Origin of the sequence: Streptosporangium fragile (assembly GCF_039534445.1) — a bacterium.
Taxonomy (GTDB): Bacteria; Actinomycetota; Actinomycetes; order Streptosporangiales; family Streptosporangiaceae; genus Streptosporangium; species Streptosporangium fragile.
Window position 1 is genome coordinate 118106 of record NZ_BAAAVI010000002.1, and the last position, 22818, is coordinate 140923.

General features: G+C 72.4%; 23 protein-coding genes. 13 read left to right on the forward strand and 10 right to left on the reverse strand.

The genetic code is table 11. The features are described from left to right. Positions 1-27: 27 nt before the first annotated feature. The 3 genes from ABD841_RS02240 to ABD841_RS02250 form a co-directional block, all read right to left on the reverse strand. The gene (locus ABD841_RS02240; RefSeq protein WP_344967255.1) at positions 28-642 is read right to left on the reverse strand and encodes a hypothetical protein; all 615 of its coding nucleotides are present in this window, start codon (positions 640-642) and stop codon (positions 28-30) included. 330 nt (positions 643-972) lie between these two features. After that, entirely contained in the window at positions 973-1563 is a 591-nt protein-coding gene (locus ABD841_RS02245; protein ID WP_344967257.1) for a DUF4126 domain-containing protein, read from the reverse strand. A gap of 185 nt (positions 1564-1748) precedes the next feature. Then, on the reverse strand, positions 1749-2453 hold the full coding sequence (locus tag ABD841_RS02250; protein ID WP_344967259.1) for an acyltransferase: 705 nt from the start codon (positions 2451-2453) through the stop codon (positions 1749-1751). 156 nt (positions 2454-2609) lie between these two features. Between ABD841_RS02250 and pyrG the strand changes: the two genes are divergently transcribed. The 6 genes from pyrG (at position 2610) to scpB (ending at position 8342) form a co-directional block, all read left to right on the forward strand. Continuing rightward, entirely contained in the window at positions 2610-4280 is a 1671-nt protein-coding gene (pyrG, locus tag ABD841_RS02255; protein ID WP_344967262.1) for a CTP synthase, read from the forward strand. Continuing rightward, positions 4277-4930 carry an NUDIX domain-containing protein gene (locus tag ABD841_RS02260; protein ID WP_344967264.1) on the forward strand — a complete coding sequence of 218 codons (654 nt, stop codon included), beginning with the start codon at positions 4277-4279 and terminating at the stop codon, positions 4928-4930. The genes pyrG and ABD841_RS02260 overlap by 4 nt, the downstream gene beginning before the upstream one ends. A gap of 12 nt (positions 4931-4942) precedes the next feature. Beyond that, entirely contained in the window at positions 4943-5869 is a 927-nt protein-coding gene (locus ABD841_RS02265; protein ID WP_344967478.1) for a tyrosine recombinase, read from the forward strand. A gap of 99 nt (positions 5870-5968) precedes the next feature. Then, positions 5969-6916 carry a ParA family protein gene (locus ABD841_RS02270; RefSeq protein WP_344967266.1) on the forward strand — a complete coding sequence of 316 codons (948 nt, stop codon included), beginning with the start codon at positions 5969-5971 and terminating at the stop codon, positions 6914-6916. A 39-nt stretch (positions 6917-6955) separates the two neighbouring features. Further along, positions 6956-7789 (forward strand): segregation and condensation protein A, encoded by an 834-nt coding sequence (locus tag ABD841_RS02275; protein ID WP_344967268.1) that lies wholly within the window; start codon positions 6956-6958, stop codon positions 7787-7789. Further along, complete coding sequence (gene scpB / locus ABD841_RS02280) at positions 7782-8342, forward strand: SMC-Scp complex subunit ScpB (protein ID WP_344967270.1); 561 nt, start codon at positions 7782-7784, stop codon at positions 8340-8342. Before ABD841_RS02275 ends, scpB begins: the two co-directional genes overlap by 8 nt. Positions 8343-8572: 230 nt before the next feature. Here scpB and ABD841_RS02285 read toward each other — a convergent pair whose 3' ends face one another. Continuing rightward, on the reverse strand, positions 8573-9103 hold the full coding sequence (locus tag ABD841_RS02285) for a hypothetical protein (protein WP_344967272.1): 531 nt from the start codon (positions 9101-9103) through the stop codon (positions 8573-8575). A gap of 120 nt (positions 9104-9223) precedes the next feature. Between ABD841_RS02285 and ABD841_RS02290 the strand changes: the two genes are divergently transcribed. From ABD841_RS02290 to ABD841_RS02315, 6 genes are all read left to right on the forward strand, one after another. Then, positions 9224-10090 (forward strand): pseudouridine synthase, encoded by an 867-nt coding sequence (locus tag ABD841_RS02290; RefSeq protein WP_344967274.1) that lies wholly within the window; start codon positions 9224-9226, stop codon positions 10088-10090. 80 nt (positions 10091-10170) lie between these two features. Beyond that, positions 10171-10530 carry a chorismate mutase gene (gene aroH, locus ABD841_RS02295; RefSeq protein ID WP_344967276.1) on the forward strand — a complete coding sequence of 120 codons (360 nt, stop codon included), beginning with the start codon at positions 10171-10173 and terminating at the stop codon, positions 10528-10530. Positions 10531-10627: 97 nt separating this feature from the next. After that, the gene (locus ABD841_RS02300) at positions 10628-11707 is read left to right on the forward strand and encodes a prephenate dehydrogenase (RefSeq protein WP_344967278.1); all 1080 of its coding nucleotides are present in this window, start codon (positions 10628-10630) and stop codon (positions 11705-11707) included. Positions 11708-11900: 193 nt separating this feature from the next. Then, positions 11901-12557 (forward strand): (d)CMP kinase, encoded by a 657-nt coding sequence (cmk, locus tag ABD841_RS02305; RefSeq protein WP_344967280.1) that lies wholly within the window; start codon positions 11901-11903, stop codon positions 12555-12557. Further along, positions 12554-13984 carry a ribosome biogenesis GTPase Der gene (gene der / locus ABD841_RS02310; RefSeq protein ID WP_344967282.1) on the forward strand — a complete coding sequence of 477 codons (1431 nt, stop codon included), beginning with the start codon at positions 12554-12556 and terminating at the stop codon, positions 13982-13984. The genes cmk and der overlap by 4 nt, the downstream gene beginning before the upstream one ends. A 573-nt stretch (positions 13985-14557) precedes the next feature. Further along, positions 14558-15100 (forward strand): RICIN domain-containing protein, encoded by a 543-nt coding sequence (locus ABD841_RS02315; protein WP_344967284.1) that lies wholly within the window; start codon positions 14558-14560, stop codon positions 15098-15100. Positions 15101-15176: 76 nt separating this feature from the next. On the opposite strand, the gene ABD841_RS02320 is transcribed toward ABD841_RS02315, so the two are convergent. Together ABD841_RS02320 and ABD841_RS02325 are read right to left on the reverse strand one after the other, a co-directional pair. Continuing rightward, a complete protein-coding gene (locus ABD841_RS02320; protein WP_344967286.1) occupies positions 15177-17393 on the reverse strand; it encodes a multicopper oxidase family protein in 2217 nt (738 codons plus the stop codon). Positions 17394-17492: 99 nt separating this feature from the next. Then, positions 17493-17966 carry a DUF6220 domain-containing protein gene (locus ABD841_RS02325; protein WP_344967287.1) on the reverse strand — a complete coding sequence of 158 codons (474 nt, stop codon included), beginning with the start codon at positions 17964-17966 and terminating at the stop codon, positions 17493-17495. A gap of 376 nt (positions 17967-18342) precedes the next feature. On the opposite strand from ABD841_RS02325, the gene ABD841_RS02330 reads away from it, so the two are divergent. Next, positions 18343-18804 (forward strand): BP74-related protein, encoded by a 462-nt coding sequence (locus tag ABD841_RS02330; RefSeq protein ID WP_344967289.1) that lies wholly within the window; start codon positions 18343-18345, stop codon positions 18802-18804. 48 nt (positions 18805-18852) lie between these two features. Here the strand turns inward: ABD841_RS02330 and ABD841_RS02335 are convergent, their stop codons facing one another. The 4 genes from ABD841_RS02335 to ABD841_RS02350 form a co-directional block, all read right to left on the reverse strand. Beyond that, entirely contained in the window at positions 18853-20466 is a 1614-nt protein-coding gene (locus tag ABD841_RS02335; RefSeq protein WP_344967291.1) for an MFS transporter, read from the reverse strand. Positions 20467-20468: 2 nt separating this feature from the next. Then, positions 20469-21149, reverse strand: coding sequence for an LppX_LprAFG lipoprotein (locus ABD841_RS02340; protein ID WP_344967293.1), 681 nt, complete (start codon positions 21147-21149; stop codon positions 20469-20471). 75 nt (positions 21150-21224) lie between these two features. Further along, complete coding sequence (locus tag ABD841_RS02345; protein ID WP_425581935.1) at positions 21225-21779, reverse strand: MarR family winged helix-turn-helix transcriptional regulator; 555 nt, start codon at positions 21777-21779, stop codon at positions 21225-21227. 67 nt (positions 21780-21846) lie between these two features. Continuing rightward, a complete protein-coding gene (locus ABD841_RS02350) occupies positions 21847-22818 on the reverse strand; it encodes a hypothetical protein (RefSeq protein WP_344967295.1) in 972 nt (323 codons plus the stop codon).

Consider the following 22818-nt stretch of genomic DNA (forward strand, 5'->3'; position numbering starts at 1 on the left):
CGCGGGCCTGCCGCGCCCTCCCGCGGGTCAGCGGGGGTCGTCGGGATGGGCGCGGTTGATCATCGTGCGGTTGTAGAGCTCGTCGATCTGGTCGAGCGGGTCGGGGGTCCGGCGGCGGGCCTCGATCTCCAGGTCGGTGCGGCTCTGGATCTCGTCGATACCTCCGCCCGAGTGCGCCATCTGGTCGTTCAGCAGGTCGGCCCGGATCCGGGCGCAGGACGTGGTCAGCTTGGCGTGGTGCTCGCGCAGGCGGCTGAGGGCGGTGTGGTCGACGTAGGCCGACACGCGCCGCTCCTGGGCGTAGCGGGCGAGCTGGGCGTCCAACTGCTCGGCGTGCATCGAGATCTCGGCGACGAGCTGGGGGAGGTCGCCCAGACCCCACCCGTCGTGCAGCGCGCCGTCCACGGCCTGACGGGTCAGGGAGACCTCGCGGCGCAGGTCCAGGCGCATCCGTTCGGTCTCCGCGGCGTCGCCGGTGCCCATCGCCGCCACGTTGGAGGCGATGCGGCCGGAGACCTTCCTGGCCTTCTTCGCGGCCTTCTTACCGACCTTGACCAGCAGGTAGAGCCCGACCGCTCCCAGGAGAAGGAAGAACAGCAGGATCACCAGCAGGACGATGAGCAGATCGCCGATCGGAGCCACCTCCCGGCACAGGCTGGATGGAGTGTTTCGAGCATATCCCGCGTCCCCAGGTACTCGCGGGCGTCGAGCGATCCGGGGTCGGTCACCGGGGAACCCGGCCGCGGCTCGCGGGAGCCGCTGAGGCACGGCCGGGCCGTGACGCCCGGGGGTCGCGCCGGGCGGCCTCCGGTCGTGATGACCCTGAGATGCGAGGGACTTCTCCGGCCACGGCCTCCGGGAGCGGGGCGGGCACGGCCGGAAGGATCATCGCGGCCCCGGCCGGGTGGGCCGTCGCAGGCCCGGCCGGTCGGAAGGGGCGCGGCAGGCCCGGTCCGGCCACGGGTTCCGAGATCATGACGGGCTCGGTCCGGCCAGGCGCCGCCGGCGCATCCGGCGGGTCGCCCGCCAGGCGAACAGCGCCAGTCCCGCCACCACCACGACGACCAGGACCGGCAGGAAGATCGCCACCAGGCTGATGCCGAGCGATCCCGCGTCCTCCACCGTGCTGACCACGGGTGCGCCCACCCCGGCCGTGGTGGCGTTCACCACCGGTCTGGCGGCCGACTTCATCAGGTGCACGGCCAGCGCGATCCCGATGCCCAGCACCCAGCCGACCCAGGGGTGGTCGCTCATCCACGCCGAGCCGTCGAGCCGGGCCGCGGCCTCGGTGGCGCTGAAGACCACCCCGCCGGACGCCGGGCGGACGACGGTCTGGATCATGTCGTTGACGCTGTCGACCACCGGGACCTTGTCGAGCACGAACTCGGCCAGGAGAAGCACGCCGATGATCCCCAGAACCCACCCGTCGGCGAGCCAGGCGAACTCCTGCGGCAGCCGCACCTGATCGGTGAGGTTGGCGAGCAGGCCGACCACGAGCAGCGGGATGTAGGCGTTGAGCCCCGCCGCGGTGGAGAGCCCCAGCCCTGTCAGTGCCGCGAGCATCGCACCTCCGTTGTGTTCCCTCCTCCTCAACGATCCGGGGCCCGTCATCGATCCCGGGCTTGCCACCGGGTTCGGGTCCGCCACTGGGTTCGGGTTTGCCACCGGGTTCGGGTTTGCCGCCGGGTCTCGGGCCCGCTGCCGGTTCGGGGCTCGCCGCTGGTCTCGGGCTCTCGGCCCCGGTCGGCTCAGGTGGTGCCGACCGGCTCGCTGGGCTCGGCGGGCCCGGCTCCGGCGCCGTTCACACCGGTGCCGCCCAGGTGGGGCGGGAGCCACCCCTCACCGGGTACGTAGCGGCGCACCACCTTGGCCGGGATGCCTGCGATCACGCTGTGGTCGGGGAACGTCCCGCGCACCACCGCCCCGCCCGCGACCACGCACTGCCTGCCGATCCGGGTGCCCGGGAGGATGATCGCGCCGGTCCCCAGCCACGACCCCGAGCCGATCACCACGGGGTTGTTGCGCGGCCACTGGCGGCCGATCGGCGTCTCCGGGTCGTCGTAGACGTGGTTCTGGTCGGTGATGTAGACGTACGGGCCGGTGAAGACGTCGTCGCCGATGTCGATCGACTGGTGGCCCACGATGTGGCTGCCCCGGCCGATCGAGCAGCTCCTGCCGATCCGTACGATCGAGTCCGGGCCCAGGTCGACCCCCGGGCCCATGCCGGCGGAGATGGAGACCCGCTCGCCGACGAGGGTGTGGTCGCCGATCTCGATCCAGGCCTCGCCGAAGACGGCCCCGATCGGGAACGACAGGCAGGCGCCCTCGCCGAGGCGCCGGAAGCGGTATCCGGCGGGGCTGGCGGGGCTGACGGTGCCGGCCGCGCGGACCGCCTCCCAGACACGGTGCACGAGAGCGCCCGCAGCACGCCGTACCACACCACGAAGTGACATAGCGGCCAAGTTACCGCTAGGTCAGGTTTCGCCTGCACGCGGGGCCGGGATGTTCGGGCACTTCGCCGGTACCGTTTGATATTCTGAGAGCCCGTGGACCTTCAGGCCATTCATCAGAGTGCGCCGACTGATCTGTAACGACCACGGGAGCCCCTCTTGCGCAGCGCCGCACACACCAAACATCTGTTCGTCACCGGCGGCGTCGCCTCCAGTCTTGGCAAGGGGCTGACGGCGTCGAGCCTCGGGCGCCTTCTCAAGCTGCGTGGCCTGCGCGTCACCATGCAGAAGCTCGACCCGTACCTCAACGTCGACCCGGGCACCATGAACCCGTTCCAGCACGGTGAGGTCTTCGTCACAGACGACGGCGCCGAGACCGACCTCGACGTCGGCCACTACGAGCGCTTCCTCGACACCGAGCTGCACGGGTCCGCCAACGTCACCACCGGCCAGGTGTACTCCAACGTCATCGCCAAGGAGCGCCGCGGCGAGTACCTCGGTGACACGGTGCAGGTCATCCCGCACATCACCAACGAGATCAAGGACCGGATCCGGTCCATGGCCGGTCCCGACGTCGACGTGGTCATCACCGAGGTCGGCGGCACGGTCGGCGACATCGAGTCGCTGCCCTTCCTGGAGGCCGTCCGCCAGGTCCGTCACGAGGTCGGCCGCGACAACGTCTTCTTCCTCCACGTCTCCCTGCTGCCGTACATCGGGCCGAGCGGGGAGCTGAAGACCAAGCCGACCCAGCACTCGGTCGCCGCGCTGCGCAGCATCGGCATCCAGCCCGACGCGATCGTCCTGCGTTCCGACCGGCCGGTCGGCACCTCGATCAAGCGCAAGATCAGCCTCATGTGCGACGTCGACGAGGACGCGGTGGTCTCCGCCGTCGACGCGGCGAGCATCTACGACATCCCCAAGGTCCTGCACTCCGAGGGCCTCGACGCGTACGTGGTGCGCCGCCTCGGCCTGCCCTTCCGCGACGTGGTCTGGAAGGAGTGGGAGCAGCTCCTGCGCCGGGTGCACCACCCGGCCAAGGAGGTCACCATCGCGCTCGTCGGCAAGTACATCGACCTGCCCGACGCCTACCTCTCGGTCACCGAGGCGCTGCGCGCCGGTGGCTTCGCCAACGACGCCCGGGTCAACATCCGCTGGGTCAAGAGCGACGACTGCGAGACCCAGGAGGGCGCGGCCCGCGAGCTCGACGGCGTGGACGGCGTGCTCATCCCCGGCGGCTTCGGCGTGCGCGGCATCGAGGGCAAGGTCGGCGCGGTCCGGCACGCGCGGGAGAACAAGGTCCCGCTGCTCGGCATCTGCCTGGGCATGCAGTGCATGGTCATCGAGGCCGCCCGCAACCTGGCGGGCGTCGAGGGCGCCGACAGCACCGAGTTCGACCCGGGCGCCGCCCACCCGGTCATCTCCACCATGGCCGACCAGGAGGACGTCGTCTCCGGCGAGCGTGACATGGGCGGCACCATGCGCCTGGGGCTGTACCCCGCCAAGCTCGCCGAGGGCTCCCTGGCCCGCCAGCTGTACGGCATGGCCAAGGTCGACGAGCGCCACCGCCACCGCTACGAGGTCAACAACTCCTACCGCGACCGGCTGGAGAAGGTCGGGCTGGTCTTCTCGGGCCTGTCGCCCGACGGCCGCCTGGTGGAGTACGCTGAGCTGCCCACCGACGTCCACCCCTTCTTCATCGGCACGCAGGCGCACCCGGAGTTCCGCTCCCGGCCGACCCGCTCGCACCCGCTGTTCAAGGGTCTGATCGGCGCGGCCCTCGCCTACGCGGACGTGCGCGGCGCCGTCGTCAAGGCCGGGCGGGGCAAGTGAACGCGTCCGGCACCCGGGCCGAGGGACGCGGGGACATCCTGGAGATCCGCGACGTCCCCGAGGAGTGGAAGACCGTCTCCTCCGCCGAGCACTTCCGCGGGCGCGTCATCACGGCGGTGACCGACGCCGTCGTGATGCGGGACGGGGAGGTCGTCAACCGCGACTACGTCCGCCACCCCGGGTCGGTGGCCGTGGTCGCGCTCGACGACCGGGGGCGGGTCCTGATGATCCGCCAGTACCGCCACCCCGTCCGGCGCCTGCTGTGGGAGCTGCCCGCAGGCCTGCGCGACGTCGAGGACGAGCCCCTGCACGTCGGCGCGGCCCGCGAGCTGGCCGAGGAGGCGGGCTACCGGGCGGCCACCTGGCACACCCTGGTCGACGCCTTCACCTCGCCCGGGATGACCGACGAGCGGACCCGCATCTTCCTCGCCAGGGACCTCGAACCCATCCCCGAGGGGGAGCTCGACTTCGTCCACCGGCACGAGGAGGCCGACATGCCGGTGGCCTGGATTCCCCTGTCCGAAGCGGTTCGGCGTGCCATGGCGGGAATGATCCACAATTCCCAGGCGGTGGCCGGTATTCTCGCCGCATACGCCGCTTCGGCGGATGGATTCGCCTCGCTGCGGCCCGCCGACGCACCGGAGGCATGACAGGAGGAGACCCTGAGCGAGACGGAGGCCGTCCTCTCCAGCTACCTCGCCCATCTGGCGGTGGAGCGTGGTCTGGCGGCCAACACCCTGGCCTCCTATCGCCGTGATCTCATCCGGTACGTGGAGCATCTGAAGCGCCGTGGCCGCGTCGCCTTCGGCGAGGTGGCCCAGGACGACGTCACGGCGTTCCTGGCCGCGCTCAGGGAGGGCGACGAGGAGCACCAGGCCCTCGTCGCCAGCTCGGCGGCGCGCGCCGTCTCCGCCGTGCGCGGCCTGCACCGCTTCGCGCTGAGCCGGGGCGTCTGCCGGCACGATCCGGCCCATGACGTGCGGCCGCCGCGCCAGCTCCGGCGGCCGCCCCGGGCGATCAGCGTCGACGAGGTGGAGCGCCTGATCGCCGCCTGCGGGCCCGACGGAGCGCCGCTGACGCTGCGCAACCGCGCACTCCTGGAACTGCTGTACGGCACCGGTGCGCGCATCTCCGAAGCCGTGGGGCTCGCCGTCGACGACGTCGACCTGGCGGCCGGGGCCCAGCGGGTGCGGCTGCGCGGCAAGGGCGGTCGCGCCCGGCTGGTGCCCCTGGGGCGCTTCGCCAGGGAGGCCCTCGGCGCCTATCTATCCTGTGCCCGCCCGCGCATCGTCGCACAGGGGCGCGGCGGCTCGGGGCTCTTCCTGAACGCCCGGGGCGGGCGGCTGACCCGCCAGGGCGCCTGGGAGGTCCTCCAGGCCGCCGCCGAGCGCGGCGGGCTCGAGGGCGTCTCGCCTCACATGTTGCGACATTCGTTCGCAACGCACCTCCTTGACGGGGGTGCGGACGTTAGGGTTGTCCAGGAACTGCTCGGCCACGCCTCGGTGACCACCACCCAGGTGTACACCCAGGTCACGGTCGACAAGCTCCGCGAGGCCCATGCCGCCGCGCACCCGCGCACGCGGCATTGACCTTACTTGTGTCCGGGCGTGCCGCCTTGCCGCATACGTGTTGACGCCATAGTGTCCGTCCGGACGGTCCGGTTCGAGGCCGTCAGGGAGGTTCGACTGGTGACTGTGACCACCGACGGTTCTATCCGGGGAACGACCCCCGCAAACCCCGAGAATCCCTGGGGTGACACCAAGACCGCCGGGGCCCCTCACAGCGGGGGTGTCCTCGGCCCGACCGGGCGGCCCCGTCCGGTCTTCCCCGACCCGCCCCCCCGGACGGTGCACGGTCCGGCGCGAGTCGTCGCCATGGTCAACCAGAAGGGCGGCGTCGGCAAGACGACCACCACCATCAACCTCGGCGCCGCGCTGGCGGAGGCCGGGCTGAAGGTCCTGCTGGTCGACTTCGACCCGCAGGGCGCGCTCTCCGTCGGCCTCGGGATCAACCCCCTCCAGCTCGACCTGACGGTCTACAACCTCCTCATGGAGCGGCAGATCACCGCCAGGGACGTGCTGCTGGAGACCGGCGTCGAGAACATGGACCTGCTGCCCAGCAACATCGACCTGTCGGCGGCCGAGGTCCAGCTCGTCACGGAGGTCGCCCGCGAGCAGGTGCTCGGCCGGGTGATCAAGCCCCTCCTGCCCGAGTACGACGTGTGCCTGATCGACTGCCAGCCTTCCCTGGGCCTGCTCACGATCAACGCGCTGGCCTGCGCGCACGGCGTCATGGTCCCTCTGGAGTGCGAGTTCTTCGCGCTGCGCGGTGTCGCGCTGCTCATGGACACGATCATCAAGGTCCAGGAGCGCATCAACGACGAACTGGTCATCGAGGGCCTGCTCGCCACGATGTACGACGCGCGCACCCTGCACGGCCGCGAGGTGCTGGCCCGGGTGGTGGAGGCGTTCGGCGACAAGGTCTTCCACACGGTGATCAACCGGACGGTCCGCTTCCCCGACGCGACGGTGGCCGGTGAGCCGATCACCAGCTTCGACTCCTCGTCGCTCGGCGCCAGCGCCTACCGTGAGCTCGCCCGCGAGGTTCTCGCCAGGTGGGCCGCGCTGGAGCGGTGACCCGGCTCCCGGGCCCCGCCGGTGCGGGACAATGGAAGGATGACCGAGACCGAGCAGCCGCAGACCTCCGATGACACCTTCAAGGTGCATCTGGAGGTCTTCGAGGGGCCCTTCGACCTGCTGCTCGGCCTGATCTCCAAGCACAAGCTCGACATCACCGAGGTCTCCCTCAGCCAGGTCACCGACGAGTTCATCGCCTACATCCGGGCCAGAGGCCCGGAGTGGGACCTGGACCAGACGAGCCACTTCCTGCTCGTCGCGGCCACCCTGCTCGACCTGAAGGCCGCCCGGCTGCTGCCATCCGGCGAGGTCGACGACGAGGAGGACCTGGCCCTGCTCGAGGCACGTGACCTGCTGTTCGCGCGCCTGTTGCAGTACCGGGCCTACAAGGAGGTCGTGAAGGTCTTCTCCGCGCGGATGGCCGAGGAGGCTCTGCGTTTCCCCCGGTCGGTGCCGATGGAGGCCCCGTTCGCCAACCTGCTGCCCGAGCTCGTCCTGGGCATCGGCCCCGAGCGCCTGGCGGAGATCGCCCGGCGGGCCTTCACCCCCAAGGCGCCGCCGTCGGTCTCGGTGGCCCACATCTACCAACCGCTCGCCAATGTCCGCGAGCAGGCGGCTATCCTTGTCGAGCGGCTGCGGCGGGTGCGCCGGGCGACCTTCCGGGCACTGACCTCCGACTGCGCGGGCACCTTCGAGGTCGTCGCGCGTTTCCTGGCCGTCCTGGAGCTCTACCGCGAGGCGGCCGTCACCTTCGAGCAGGTGGAGCCCCTCGGGGAGCTGCACGTGACCTGGACCGGCAGCGACGACGGTGACGTCACCGTCGTCGACGACTACGACGAGAGCCCGAAGAGGAAAGAGCCCGCCGATGACTGACGCGGCACCCGAGCCGGACCTGCGCGCCGGGCTGGAGGCCATCCTCATGGTGGTCGACGAGCCGGTCGCCGAGGTGACCCTCGCGCAGGTGCTGGAGCGGCCCACCCAGGAGGTGGCCGGGGCGCTGCGGGAGCTCTCGGCGGAATACATCGCCGCCGGCCGGGGTTTCGACCTGAGAGAGGTCGCCGGCGGCTGGCGGTTCTACACGCGGCCCGAGTGCGCGCCTCTCGTGGAGCGGTTCGTCCGCGACGGCCAGCAGGCGCGGCTCACCCAGGCAGCGCTGGAGACGCTGGCCGTGGTCGCCTACCGGCAGCCGGTCAGCCGGGCCCGGGTCGCGGCCATCCGCGGCGTCAACAGCGACGGCGTCATGCGCACGCTGATGACCAGAGGGCTGGTCGAGGAGGCCGGCACCGAGCCGGAGAGCCAGGCCGTGCTCTACCGGACGACCCCGTATTTTCTCGAGCGGATGGGCCTGCGGGATCTCGACGAGCTTCCCGAGCTGGCACCGTTTCTGCCCGACGACATGGATTCCTTAGAGGAGCGAAAGCAGTGAACAGCAGGCGCAGCACCCCGTCCGGTGATGGACGCGGTCGAGGCCGTGGCGGAGCCCCGCGCGGCGGCAACTCCCGAGGAAGCGGTGGCTTCCGGGGAGGTTCGCAGTCCGGCGGCTCCCGGGGCGGGTTCCGCTCCGACACGCCGCGCCGTGACGACCGCGGTGGCTTCCGCGCCGACCGTGACGGTTCCCGTGACGACCGCGGTGGCTTCCGCGCCGACCGCGACGGCTCACGCAGCCGGTACGACCGGCCCGCGGGCGGCCCCCGCGGCGCCCTCCGGTCCCCCTCCGAGCGTCGTGACGACCGGGGTGGTTTCCGTGACGACCGGGGTGGCTTCCGCGCCGACCGCGACGACGCCCGGTCCCGTCAGGGCGAGCGTGACGGCTTCCGGTCCCGTCAGGGCGAGCGTGACGACGCCCGGTCCGGCTTCTCCGGCCGTGGTGGTCGCGACCGCTCCGGCGGCGACTTCCCGCGCCGGGACGAGCGGGACGGTTTCCGCGCGGAGCGCGGCGGTTCGCGCAGCCGGTACGGCCGCGCGGAGGGCGGTTCCCGCCCCGGCGCGCCGCGTCGTGACGACCGGGGTGGCTTCCGCGCCGACCGCGACGACGCCCGGTCCCGTCAGGGCGAGCGTGACGGCTTCCGGTCCCGTCAGGGCGAGCGTGACGACGCCCGGTCCGGCTTCTCCGGCCGTGGTGGCCGCGACCGCTCCGGCGGCGACTTCCCGCGCCGGGACGAGCGCGAAGGGACCCGTGCGGAGCACGGGCGAGGCCCGTCGGCCGCTGGAGGCTCCCGCGGCCGGTACGGGAGGACCGGGCGCCGCGACGAGGTCCGGACGATCGGCGGCGGCCGTGCCGACGCGTACGGTGAGCGCCGGGGGGATGTGAGCCGCGCGGGCGCCGCCAAGGCCGAGCGGCGGCCCGGCACGATCGAGAACGACCGGTTCAAGACCGCCCGCCAGCCCCGCCGCGACCCCGACTTCTACGACAGCGACTACACCGACGAGCGCGACACCACCGAGGTGCCCGACGGCGTCCGCCTGCAGAAGGTTCTCGCCCAGGCGGGCGTGGCCAGCCGGCGCGCCTGCGAGGAGATGATCGGTGAGGGCCGCGTGACGGTCGACGGCCAGGTGGTCCGCCGCTTCGGCGCCCGGGTCGACCCGGCCCGGCAGGTCATCCACGTCGATGGCAAGCGCCTGCCGACCATGCCCGACCTGGTCTACCTCGCCATCAACAAGCCGATCGGCGTCGTCAGCACCATGTCCGACCCGGAGGGCCGCCCCTCGCTGGCCGACTACGTGGCCGACCGCCCCGAGCGGCTGTTCCACGTCGGCCGCCTCGACACCGAGACCGAGGGCCTCATCCTGCTCACCAACGACGGCGAGCTGGCCAACCGGCTCACCCACCCGAGCTACGGTGTGCAGAAGAAGTACTGGGCGAAGGTCCCCGGCAAGATCGAGCGTGATCTGGCCCGCCGCCTGAAGAAGGGCGTCGAGCTGGAGGACGGCATCGCCAGGGTCGACTCGTTCACCGTCGTCCAGGAGCACGGCCAGCAGGCTCTGGTGGAGGTCGTGCTGCACGAGGGCCGCAAGCACATCGTCCGCCGCATGCTGGAGGAGGTCGGGCACCCGGTCATCGACCTGGCCCGCATCGAGTTCGGCCCGGTCAAGCTCGGCCGTCTCAAGCCGGGCACCGTCCGTGCGCTGACCGTGAAGGAAGTCGGCGACCTCTACGCCGCCGTGGGCCTGTAACCTTCCCTGATACGCACGTTCAGGACACGCCGGGCCGTCTTCGCGTACGGTCCGGCGTGCGGCGATACGGAGGAACGAGGATGGTGCGGGCGATCCGCGGAGCGATCCAGGTCGAGGCGAACGACCGGGACGCGATCCTGTCCGGGGTCACCGAACTGGTCACCGAGGTGATGGGGCGCAACAGGCTGACCACGGACGAGGTGATCAGCGTGATCTTCACCGCGACACCCGACCTCACCGCGGAGTTCCCCGCGCTGGCCGCCCGCAAGCTCGGCTTCCACGACGTTCCGCTCATCTGCGCGTCCGAGATCGACGTCCCGGGCGCGCTCCCGCGTGTGGTGCGGCTGATGGCCCACGTCGACACCGACCGGCCGCGCCATGAGATCCAGCACGTCTACCTGCGCGGCGCGGTCGCACTGCGGGTGGACATCGCCCAATGATTCCGTCATGCGGTCACACGATCCGGGGAGCACTCGTGAGCGAGCGATCCAGTGGGCGCGGCGGCGCCACGCGAACGCCGCCGGCGAAGGAGACAACGTGAGCCTCATCGAGAGCGTCCTCGTCGTCGGCACGGGCCTCATCGGCACCTCGGTGGCCCTGGCCCTGCGTGATCAGGACGTCGCCGTCCACCTGACCGACCGCGACGCGGGCGCGGTGCGGCTCGCCCGCGAGCTGGGCGCCGGCGTCGAGTGGGCCGAGGGCGTGACCGTGGACATGGCGATCGTCGCGGTCCCCCCGCACATGGTCGCCGATCAGCTCGCCGCCCTTCAGAAGGCCGGCGTGGCCCGTTTCTACACCGACGTGGCCAGCGTCAAGGCGCTCCCGCTCCGGCAGGCCGCGAGCCTCGGTTGCGACCTGACGACCTACGTCGCCGGGCACCCGCTCGCCGGTCGGGAGCGTTCGGGGCCCGCCGCGGCGCGCGCCGACCTGTTCCTCGGGCGCCCATGGGCGGTGTGCCCGACGCGGGAGACCTCCCCCGAGGCCGTGGAGGCCCTGCACGGTCTCATCAAGCTCTGCGGCGGTGAGGCCGTGACCGTGGACGCGGCCGAGCACGACAGGGCCGTGGCGGTCGTCTCGCACGCCCCCCACGTGGCCGCCGCGGCGGTGGCCGCCCGTCTCGCCGACGCGCCCGGTGTCGCGCTCAGCCTGGCCGGGCAGGGGGTCCGCGACGTCACCCGCATCGCCGCGGGTGACCCCGCCCTGTGGACCGGCATCCTGTCCGGCAACGCGCTGCCGGTGGCCGAGGTGCTGGAGGCGGTGGCGGCCGACCTGGCCGCCGCGGCGGCCTCGCTGCGCACCGCGGCCGGCGCCGACCCGGACGCCGTGGCCCAGGTCACCGCGCTGCTGCACCGCGGCGTCACGGGCACGGGCCGGATCCCCGGCAAGCACGGCGGTCCCGCCCGCACCTACGCGACCGTCCAGGTCATCATCGGCGACCGCCCCGGAGAGCTGGCCCGGCTCTTCCAGGTGGCCGACGAGGTGGGCGTCAACATCGAGGACGTCCGGCTGGAGCACGCCCCCGGTCTGCCGCTGGGCGCCGCCGACCTGTCGGTGCAGCCGGAGGCGGTGGAGACGCTCTCCGAGGCCCTGCGGACGCGCGGCTGGCATCTGCCCTGACGGGCCGGGTGTCCGCCGTACCGGTGCGGGCGCCGGCCGTGCGCGCCGGGCGGTCGGGGCCGGGCGGCCGTACGGCGGTGCGGGGCGGGCAGGGCGTTCCCGGGGATCCCCGTGGCCGCTCGATGCGCGGTTCCCCGCCCGGCCCCGGTAGCCTCGTACGGACAATTGAAACGGGCTGCAAGGGAGAGGCGTCGTGACCGGACTGGTCGTCGCCATGGACGGTCCCTCGGGATCGGGCAAGTCGAGCGCGTCGCGCGGGGTCGCACGGGCGCTGGGGCTGCGCTACCTCGACACCGGGGCGATGTACAGGGCGGTCACCTGGTGGATGCTCCAGCGGGGCGTCGATCTCGCCGATCCCGAGGCGATCGCCGCTCGGGCGCTCCAGCCGGTCCTCACCATGGGCACCGACCCGGACGCCCCGGCGGTGGCGGTCGACGGCGTCGACGTCGCCGGGCCCATCCGCACCGCCGAGGTCACCGCGGCCGTCTCGGCGGTCAGCGCGGTCCCGGAGGTGCGTCGCCGGCTGGTGGCCGAGCAGCGTGAGATCATCGGTGCCGGAGACATCGTCGTCGAGGGCCGGGACATCGGCACGGTGGTGGCGCCCGACGCCCCGGTCAAGATCTTCCTGACCGCGAGCGCGGACGCCAGGGCGCTCCGCCGCACCGCGGAACTCACCGGCACCACGGTGGAGGCGCAGCGGGCCGCGATGGCCCGCCGCGACACCCTCGACTCGACACGGAAGACCGACCCGCTCGCCAAGGCGGCCGACGCCGTCGAGCTTGACTCCACGGCGTTGAACCTCGAAGAGGTCATCGCCGAGATACTGCGCGTCATTAAGGAAAAAGAGTGACCGGGGAATACGACGACGACAGCGGCTGGATCGACGCGGAGCTCGCCGATCTGGGTACCGACGACAGCTCCCGGCAGGCCGGTCCCGACACCGGCCCGCAACCGGTCGTGGCCGTGGTGGGCCGCCCCAACGTGGGCAAGTCCACCCTGGTCAACCGGATCATCGGCCGTCGCGAGGCGGTCGTGGAGGACGTGCCGGGCGTGACCCGTGACCGGGTCACCTACGACGCCACCTGGCGCGGGCGCCGATTCACGGTGGTCGACACCGGCGGCTGGGATCCCGACGCGACCGGCATGGCGCTGCGGATCGCCGAGCAGGCGCAGGTCGCGGCCGAGCTGGCCGACGTGATCCTGTTCGTGGTCGACGCCACGGTGGGCGTGACCGACGCCGACGAGATCGTCGGCCACGTGCTGCGCGGGTCCGGCAAGCCGGTCATCCTCGCCGCCAACAAGGTCGACAACCAGCAGATGGAGATGGAGGCCGCGGCGCTGTGGTCCCTGGGCCTGGGGGAGCCGCACCCCGTCTCCGCGCTGCACGGCCGTGCCAGCGGCGACCTGCTGGACGTGATCCTCGACAAGCTGCCCGAGACGCCCGCGCAGCGGTTCGGCGCCGAGCGCGGCCCGCGCAGGATCGCCCTCGTCGGCAAGCCGAACGTGGGCAAGTCCTCGCTGCTGAACAAGCTCCTGGGAGAGGAGCGCGTCCTCGTCGACCCGATGGCGGGCACCACCCGCGACCCGGTCGACGAACTGGTCGAGCTGGGCGGCAGGACCTGGCGCTTCGTCGACACCGCGGGCATCCGCCGGCGTGACCGCGAGCTGAAGGGCGCCGACTTCTACGCGAGCATGCGCACCCGGGGGGCCCTCGAACGCTCCGAGGTCGCCGTGGTGCTCATCGACGCCAGCGAGGTGCTGACCGAGCAGGACCTGCGCATCATCTCACTGGTGATCGAGTCCGGCCGGGCCATGGTCGTGGCGTTCAACAAGTGGGACCTCCTGGACGAGGACCGCCGCTACTACCTGGAGAAGGAGATCGACCGCCAGCTCGTCCGCGTGCCGTGGGCGCTGCGGGTCAACATCTCCGCCAAGACCGGCTGGCACGTCGACAGGCTCGTCCCGGCCATCGAGAAGGCCCTCGACTCCTGGTCCACCCGGGTGCCCACGGCCCGCCTCAACGCCTTCCTCAGCGACCTGGTCGCGGCCACCCCGCCCCCGGTCCGTGGCGGCAAGCAGCCCAAGATCCTCTTCGCCACCCAGGCGTCGACGGAGCCGCCGAAGTTCGTCCTGTTCACCTCGGGCTTCCTGGAGGAGACCTACCGCCGCTTCATCGAGCGCCGCATCCGCGAGGAGTTCGGCTTCGCCGGGTCCCCGATCGAGGTCACGATGAAGATCAGGGAGAAGCGGCAGGCGCAGGCCCCCAGGAGGAAGTAGCCGCTTCCGGGCGGCCCCCGGGGCAGGCGCCCGCGGCGCCACTTCCCACCCGGGGGAACGACCCTTGTCACGAACGACCCGGCCCGCGCCGGGTCGTTCGTCGTGTCGGGCGTCTGTCGTGTCGGGCGGCTGCTGCGTCCGGTGTTCGCCGTGTCGGCCGCCCGCTGTTCCGGGTGCCCGCTGTGCCGGGCGTCCACCGCGGTGCGCACCTGTCGCGGCCGGAGCCGCCGTGTCCGGCGCCTGCCTTTTCGCCTCCCCGGCCGCTGTGTCCGGCGCCTGCCTTTTTCGCTTTCCTCGCCTCCGCCCCTTCCCGGTCCCTTCTCCGGGCCGGCGGGTTCCATCGCCTCCCGGGGCCACCGGCGCGGGGGGCGATTCCCCGTGAGGTCGTTCCGCCGGCCGGGTCTTTGGGGGAGGCGGTCATGGAAGGTGCCGTACGGGTCCTTCATCCCGTGTGCGAGGTCTCAGATGGGTTATCCGCGACACGAAGCGATTACCCACGGTCACTTCTCGATGCGCTCCGTAATTCGTGCTACGAAATCCCTGTTGATCTTTCAGAGCGCCTGAGGAGGCCTGATGAAACTCGTCAATGCTGGTCGCGCCCTGGCTGCCGCGGCCGCGCTGCTCGCTTTCCCGGCCCTGACCGTGTCGGTGGCGGACGCCGCCGCCGACCCGGCGGAGCGGTCGGGTGCCAGGTTCACCGCGACCCTGGTGGCCCGGCACAGCGACAAGTGCCTGGACGTGGAGGGCGTCAGCACCCAGCAGGGGGCCAACGTCCACCAGTGGACGTGCATCAACGGTCAGCCGAACCAGCAGTGGCACCTGGTGGCGACCAGCGGTGGTTACTACACCATCCGGGCCGCGCACAGCGGCAAGTGCCTGGACGTCTGGGGCGTCAGCACGGCGGACGGGGCCAACGTGCACCAGTGGACCTGCCTGCCCAACCAGCGCAACCAGGAGTGGAAGCTCGTCCAGAAGGACAACGGCTACTTCACCGTCGTGGCCCGCCACAGCGGCAAGTGCCTGGACGTCTCCGGGGTCAGCGCGGCGGACGGGGCCAACGTGCACCAGTGGACCTGCCTGCCCCGCCAGCGCAACCAGGAGTGGCGTCTCGGCTAGCCGGTGATCCGGCGGGATCGTCCCGCCGTGGCCGGGGCGGTGCCGGGGTCCTCCCGGTCCGCCCCGGCCCCGCGGGTCACTCGGGGTTGTTGCCCGAGGCGTGACCCGCGTCGTACGGGGTGGTGACGCCCTCGTACGAGAAGTGGAACGTCATGCCGAGGGTCGCGTGGCTCAGGTCGTGGCAGTGGGACAGCCAGATACCCGGGTTGTCCGCCCGCATGGCCACCTCCCAGACCTCGCCGGGGCCGACGTCGAAGGTGTCGGTCCACAGCGCGCCGGTCGCGGGTACGCCGTTGCGCGACAGCACCAGCACGTGGTGACCGTGGGGGTGCATGGGATGGGTGTCCCGGCTCCGGTTGACCACTGTGATCTTCACGAGCTCGCCTTCGCGCAGCACGGGGGTGGGGATGCGAGGCCAGACGTCACCGTTGACCGTGTGGGCCAGCGTGGGAATCCCGTCGAGCATGGCCAGGCCCCGGTCGAGCGTCCAGGCGATCTCCCGGTCGAAGCGGCCGAGCTCCGGCAGCCCACCGGAGTCGTACGTCGCGATGTCCAACAGCGGACCCGCCGCGGGCGGCGGCGCGGTGCCCGAGCCGGGGGACACCAGCACGCCCAGGTCGGAGCGGTCGTCCACCGAGAGCAGGACGGGCGTGGCGGGCATGGTGAAGGTCAGGTCGTAGCGCCCGCCCGCGGCCAGCCGTACCCGCCCGCCCCGGATCTCGCCCGGCCGCGCCAGCTCCCGCCCGTCCACAGCGGCGATCCGATACGGCGCGCCGCTCAGGCCCAGCGTCCGGCGGGCGTTGTCGGTGCCCGTGACACGCAGCCGCACCGGCGTTCCGGGAGCCGCCCGGAGCTCCGCCACCCCGTCCACCGGGCCGCGGTCGTCCACGGCCACTGTCTGCACCCCGCCCAGCACATGGGTTGAGACGGTGTGGTCGGAGACCTTCCCCGTGGAGTCCGCCGAGTCCGCCGAGCCGATCGAGCCGGCCGGGCCCGCCGGACCCTCGCCGGCGCCCGGAGCGGAGGGCGCAGCGGTCCCGCTCCCCGTGCCGGTGCGGCCCGCGCCCGCCGGCGGTCCGGCCGGTCCGCTCGCGGTGCGATCCGGTTCGCCCGCCGATAGGGCCGGTCGGCCCGCGGCGGGAGACGTCTTCTCGCCGGGTGCCGCGGGATCGACCACGAACATGCCGTACAGGCCCATCCGGACCGCCGGGTCGGACAGGTCGTGGCTGTGGTACCAGTAACTGCCCGGGTCGTCGGCGCGGAAGCGGTAGACGAACTCGCCTCCCTGCCGGACCGCGTCCTGGGTGACCCCGGCGACGCCGTCCTCGCCCGCCGGGACGTCGTACCCGTGCCAGTGGAGGGTCACCCCGACACCGGGGATCTCGTTGCGCAACCGCACCTCGACCGTCTCCCCCTGGCGGACACGGAGGGTGGGACCCGGCACCGTGCCGTCGAACCCCCACGCCTCGACGCGTTTCCCCGAGGGGAGGGTCACGGTCGTGGGCTTCGCGGTCAGCGTGAAACGCCGGGTCGCCGGGCCCGCGGCCGGTCCCCGCAGGTCGGTCACCGCCCTCGTCTCGGCCGCGGGACGCGCGGTGCCGGGGTGGTGGGCGCCGAGGTTGAGCGTCGCGGGAGTCCGGCTCGACCACGCGGACAGCCCCGCCCAGACGAGCGCGGCGCACAGGACGGCGATCCCCGCCGTCGTGCTCCAGCCTCCCCACGCTGCGGCCCCGGCCACCGCGGGGCCCGTGACGCCGTCGCCGTCGCCGTCGCCGGAATCGGAACCGGGAGGGGCCGCGGGTGCCGGGCCGAACCGGAGATCCGGGTCGGCGGCGCGGAGCCGGCGCCAGGTGATCGCGGTGGCGGTGACCACCAGGGCGACGAGTATGCCCGCGGTCACCGGGGGCACGGGGTAGGACACCGTCAGCGCCGCGACGGCGCCTCCCAGCGCGCCGTACGCGGCGCTCAGCGCGGGGACGGCCGCCGAGGGCGGCGGCGACGGGCGCAGCAGGCGTGGCACGGCGACGGCGGCCACCAGGGCCGGGATGCCGACCAGCGGGAGGGCGAGCAGGAGTTTGTCCGCGGCGAACCACCACCCGGAGTGGCTCAGCGCGATCACCAGGGCGGCGCGCAGACCGGTGGCGGCCAGGGCGGCAAGCGTCAGACCGAGGGCGACCAGGCGGGTACGGCGGTCGCGGTGGGCCAGCGTCGTGCTCACCCCGGCGCCGGTCCAGAGCGCGGCGACGAGGACGAGCACGATGTGGTCCAGGGCGAGGAGTTGCGCGGTGTTCATGGTGTCCCGGAAGGATCGAAGGAGCGGGCTCGACGGCTCGGTGGCGGCCGACCGGGTGGCCGGGGGCGGGCCGGAACAGGGAGAAGAGGGAGAAGGAGGTCAGAACGAGGAGGAGAGCGTCCGGGCGGTGTCGCCGTGCGGCGCGACGGTGGCGGCCGACGCCAGGTTTCTGGCCCCGCGGAAGAGCAGCACGGAGGTCAGGAGCAGCAGCAGCTCGAGGACGGCGTGGAAACCCATGACGATGTGGGTGAGCGTGTTGGTCCGCTCCGGGGTGCCGCCGGACAGTTCGGCCAGGGGGAAGATCACGAAGAGTTGTCCCACCACGACCCCCACGGGGGCGATGCTCAGCCAGACCAGCCGGGCGCCGGCCTTGGCCACGGCGGCGACGATCGTGGTGAGCAGCGACAGCACCGGGATCACCATGACGCCGTTGATCACGTGGGGGGTGGTGGCTCCCCAGTCTCCCAGGGTGGTCGGGGCGGGGCGCTGGAAGGCGCCGAAGGTGGCCAGATAGAACTGGGTGATCACGGTGAGCAGCAGGAGTGCGGCGAAGCCGAAGAAGACCTTGCGCATGGAGCGCTCCTCGGGAGTCGTGTTTGGAGATTGACGCCCCAAGGGTGGTTTCCGGGGCTTGGCGGCTTCTTGTGGCTGTCTGCGCGCTTGGCGGCTTCTTGTGGTTGTCTGCGGGTTCGCTTGGTGCCGCGTACCCGCCGGGCAGATCCGTGTCCGTCCGGGGCGCGCGCCCGGGTGGGTGGTGGCCGACCCCACCTCGCGTCCGAGCGCGTGAACGGCGACATCGGGCCGCCCCTGACCCGGCGGCCCGGCTCATCGGCGTCCCCGGGCCGATCCATGGACTTGCGACGACCAATGATTTCACTTTGTGTAATCATTGCGTTACGCTGCGTTGCGAACGGTCGTGGACACGGCCCGACAGGCACCGGAGGTGCCCATGCGACGTCTCATCACCAAGGTCGGCATCCTCGCGGCGGTCGCGATGCTCGCCCTCACCCAGCCCGCCGCAGCGAAGCAGGCCGACGGCACCGCGCACCGCGCCGCGGCCGAATCGGAGGCCTACTTCGAGTTCGACTACCCGCCGCTCCCCGAGCGGGTCGTCTTCAAGCTCACCGACCCCGCCAGGATCCAGGAGGCCAGAGACATCCTGAGCGGCACGCAGGCGGACAGGACCCACGTCCTGGGGAGGATCGTCAAGCGTCCCGTCCCGTACAACCCCGGCTGGGACTTCCACCTCGACCCGGCCTCGATCTCGTTCTTCCAGGTCGCCATCGAGGTGTGCGACGCGAGGCCGCAGTACGTCGAGGACCACCTCGACGAGGTGGGCGGCGCGTTCCTGCCCGGCGCCATCTGGTGCCCCTGGGGGTCCCGCCTGCTGCGGGAGGTCCCCGCGCCGTAAGGCCCCGCACCTCCGGTCGCTGACCGGCCTCGCAGGCCGCGGGGCGGGTCAGTCCGTGCCGGCGGCCTCGGATCCGGAGCCGGCCGCCGTCCCCGGACCGTCTCCCGCCCCCCGGCCGCCTCCCGCACCGTGACCGCGCGGCAAAGCCAGCGCGACCAGCACGCCCACGGCACAGAGGACGGCGGTGATGAGGAAGATCTCGCTGTACTCGGTGTGCAGGGCCGCCCGGATCCGGGTCTCGTACTCGGCGAGCCGTTCGGCGTACACGGCGGGGTCGACGCCGAACGGCAGCGGGGTGTCCAGGTCGGCGGTGAGCGACTGGAAACGGTGGAAGCCCCAGGCCGACAGCCCGGCGACGCCGAGCAGCATGCCCATCATCCGGGCCACGACCACCGCCGCCGAGGCCACGCCGTGCTGGGCAGCCGGGGTGGCCCGCAGCACCGCGGAGGAGACGGGCGCGATCACCAGGCCGAGGCCCAGTCCGGTGACGACCAGGTCGGCGTCCATGCGGTAACCGGTGGAGGCCAGGTCCAGCGGCCACTGGCCGATGCGGACGTAGCCGACCGTGGCCACCGCCAGCCCGACCACCGTCACCGCGCGCTCGCCGTACCGGCGGGCCATGACCCCGCCGGCGAGCGCGGCCACCGACAGCGCGACGAGGAAGCGCGAGAGCACCAGCGCGCCGTCCAGGGTCTCCAGCCCCAGCAGCGTCTGCGCCGACAGTTGCACGTCGACGAGGGTGACGAGCAGCGCCGCGCCGGTCAGGAAGCTCACCCCCAGGGTGGCGAAGAACGGGCCGCGGCGGACCCCCGCCATGTCGACCAGCCGGGTCGCGGACCGTGTCTCCCAGACGACGAACGCGGCCCCGGCCACGGCACCGGCGACGATCGCGGGCAGGCCCCAGGACGGCAGGACCGACTTACCCGGGTCGGGGTTGTACAGACCGGCCACGAGCAGGCCCAGCGCGAGTGCCAGCAGCAGCCCGCCGACCACGTCGACGCGCCCGGCACGGCCGGTGCGGGCCCGGTCGCGGGCGGGCGGCGGCACGGACCGCTGTACGGCGAACGCGGCCAGGGCGACCAGCGGGACGTTCAGCCAGAAAATCGATCGCCAGCCGCCGAGCTGGACGCCGCCCACCTGGAGGGCGGGCGGGACCAGAGCGGCCAGGGCCGCGCCGTACAGGGGGCCGAGCACGCTGCCGAGTTCCTGGGCCGATCCGACGGCGCCGAGCGCCACCGGGCGCTCGTCCTCGTCCCACAGGTCGCCGATCAGCGCCATGGTGATGGGCAGCAGCGCGCCGCCGGCGACACCCTGGAGGGCGCGGCCCACCACCAGCCAGGTGACGTCGCCGCCCAGCGCGGTGACGACCGACCCGGCGGCGAAGCCCGCCAGGCAGAGGTGGATGAGCGGACGCCTGCCGTACCGGTCGGAGAGCTGGCCGAGCAGCGGCATCGCCGCGACGTAGCCGAGCAGGAACCCGGTGACGATCGGGGTGGCCCGCTCCAGATGGTTCAGCGGGACGTCGACGTCCTTGGCGATGTCGACGAGGACGGTGACCACGACGTAGGCGTCCAGGGCCGCCAGCAGCACCGCGGTGCCGCCGACGCCGAGGGCGACCCGCCGCCGGGCCGCGGGGACGCCGTCGAGGGCGGGGCGGGCCACCGTCACTCCGCCGGCGCGGTCACCTGGACCGGCACGTCGTAGTCGCGGAAGGTCACCAGCACCTTGCCGTCGGTCAGCGGCAGGTCCGCCTTGAGCAGACGGCTGGTGGCCTTGTCGATCCAGAGCTTTCCGGTGACGTCCTGGCCGAGGCCGGGCACCATCGTCGAGAGGACCTGCTGGGAGAGGGTGGCCGAGACCCGGTAGGCGTCGGCGCCGTCCAGCTTCTCCTCGGCCTCGGCCTTCGGGTCGAGCGCGTTCGTCAGCAGTTGCACGACGCCCCTGTCCGGGTTGAGGATGACGGACGGATCGTAGATCGCGGCCAGTTGGCTCCGCGACATCTTCTGGAAGCCGCCGGTGACGCCTTTGAAGTGCACGGTGTCGCCGATCAGCACGAAGCTGATCTCCTGGAGGTTGCCCAGCACGTCGACCTGGATGGTGCCGTCCCCGTCGCCGGTCTCGCTCAGGCGGCCGTCGGCCTTCTTGACCTGGACCGGAGGGGTGCCCTCCGTCTCCATCGAGAAGGCGGCGGACTTGACCGTCCGCATCGCCTCCGCGGCCCTCTTCACCAGTTCGGGGCCACTTGGCAGAGCCGCGCCCGTGCTGGAGGCTCCGCCACCGCTGCACGCGGTGACCAGGGAGAGCGCGGTGACCACCGCTACGATGAAGATCCGGCGAGGAGACATGGGCGGATCGTAGCTACCGGTCGGTCTACTACCGGAGTACTCGCGGTATCGGTTTCGCTTCGGCGCCGGTCGCGGTCAGCGCAGGCTCTTGAGGTGCTCCACCACCGGGGCGTAGGCCGTCTCCAGCTCCCGCAGCTGGTCGTCGGTGAGCAGGTCGATGAAGTGGCGGCGGACGCTGGCCACGTGGTGCGGGGCGACCTTCTGGATGGTGGCCCAGCCGTGGTCGGTGAGAACGGCGAAGGTGCCGCGCCGGTCGTCGACACACGTCTCACGCGCCACCAGGCCGGCCACCTCCATGCGGGAGATCTGGTGCGACAGGCGGCTGCGGGACTGGATCGTGGCGTCGGCCAGGTCGCTCATGCGCATGCGGTGACCGGGCGTCTCCGACAGGTTCACCAGGATCTCGTAGTCGTTCACGGAGAGCCCGAAAGCCTGGAGCTCACGGTCGAGCCGGTGCTCCAGGAGCTTGTGCGCCGCCAGGTGCGTGCGCCATGCCCGCTGTTCCACCGACGACAGCCAGCGGGTGTCCTCGTCGTTCACCGCTCGCTCACCACTTTCGCTCGCCGCGTGGGCGGAGGCGTCCCCCAGCCGGCCACTCCGCTCACCGGGCGGGGCTTGCTTCAGGCTCATGGTCAGAACCTACCCCAGAAGGCGGCGCTGCCCTCGTAACGGGCGGGGTGGTGGCCGGTTCGGGTCGCTACCTGCTTTTCTTCTTCGCGCCGGAGGACGCGCTGGGAGTGGGGGAGGGCTCGACGGGGTCGCCGTCGGGATCGGTGACCAGTTCCTCGGCCGCGCCCATGACGGTCGCGTCGTTCACCTTCCACTCGCCCCCGGTCTTGATCAGGCCCAGTTCCATGTACGTGCCCAGCATGCGGCGGGTGCCCGCGGTGCTCGTCACCTGCGAGTCGACGACCGTGATGGCCTTGGCCCTGCCCTCGGCGACCTCGGAGACGTAGACGCCGCGGATCGACGCCGACGAGCGCGCCTTCATCGAGGTGATCACGCCTTCGAGCGGGCTGAAGGCCGTGTCGTAGGTCTTCTCGAAGTCCTCGCCCGAGATGGCGAAGACCCGGTCGCGGTAAGCCTGGAGGTCGGTGTGCTCGTAGGTCTGCAGCGCCACGGCGAACTCACCGGCCCGTGCCGACACCGCGCCGCGCTCGGCCTTCTCCTCGGCCAGCCGTTCGGCGGCCGTCCACTGCAGCACCGCGGTGGCCGCGGTCGCCGCGAAGGCCATCGCCGCGACCGCCCCGACCGCCTTCGCCCGCCACCCCCGCCGCGCCCGGCCGGGCTCCCCGGCCCCGGCCCCGGCCTCGGCCTTGGTTCCGGCCCCGGTCTCGCCGGTCCCGGCCTCGATTCCGGCTTTCCCGGCTCCGGTCTCCGTCTCCGTCTCGGCTCCGGTCTCCGTCTCGGCTCCGGCCTTCCGGGCCCCGGCTTCGCCGGTCCCGGCCTTCGCCTCGGCCCGGGGCTCTGCCGTGTCCGGCTCCGCCCGTGTCGGGGTCTCCGGCTCCGTGCCCGGCGCCGCCGTGTCTCCGGTCGTCGCCTGCGGCTCCGGGGGCGCGGGTGACGCGGTGCTTCCGAGACCCTCGGCCGGCCCGGGGGCCGGGGGGTCGGCGGGCGGGGTGCCGGGAACGGCTGCGAGCTGCTGGGACGGGCGGGGGGTGGGGCTCAT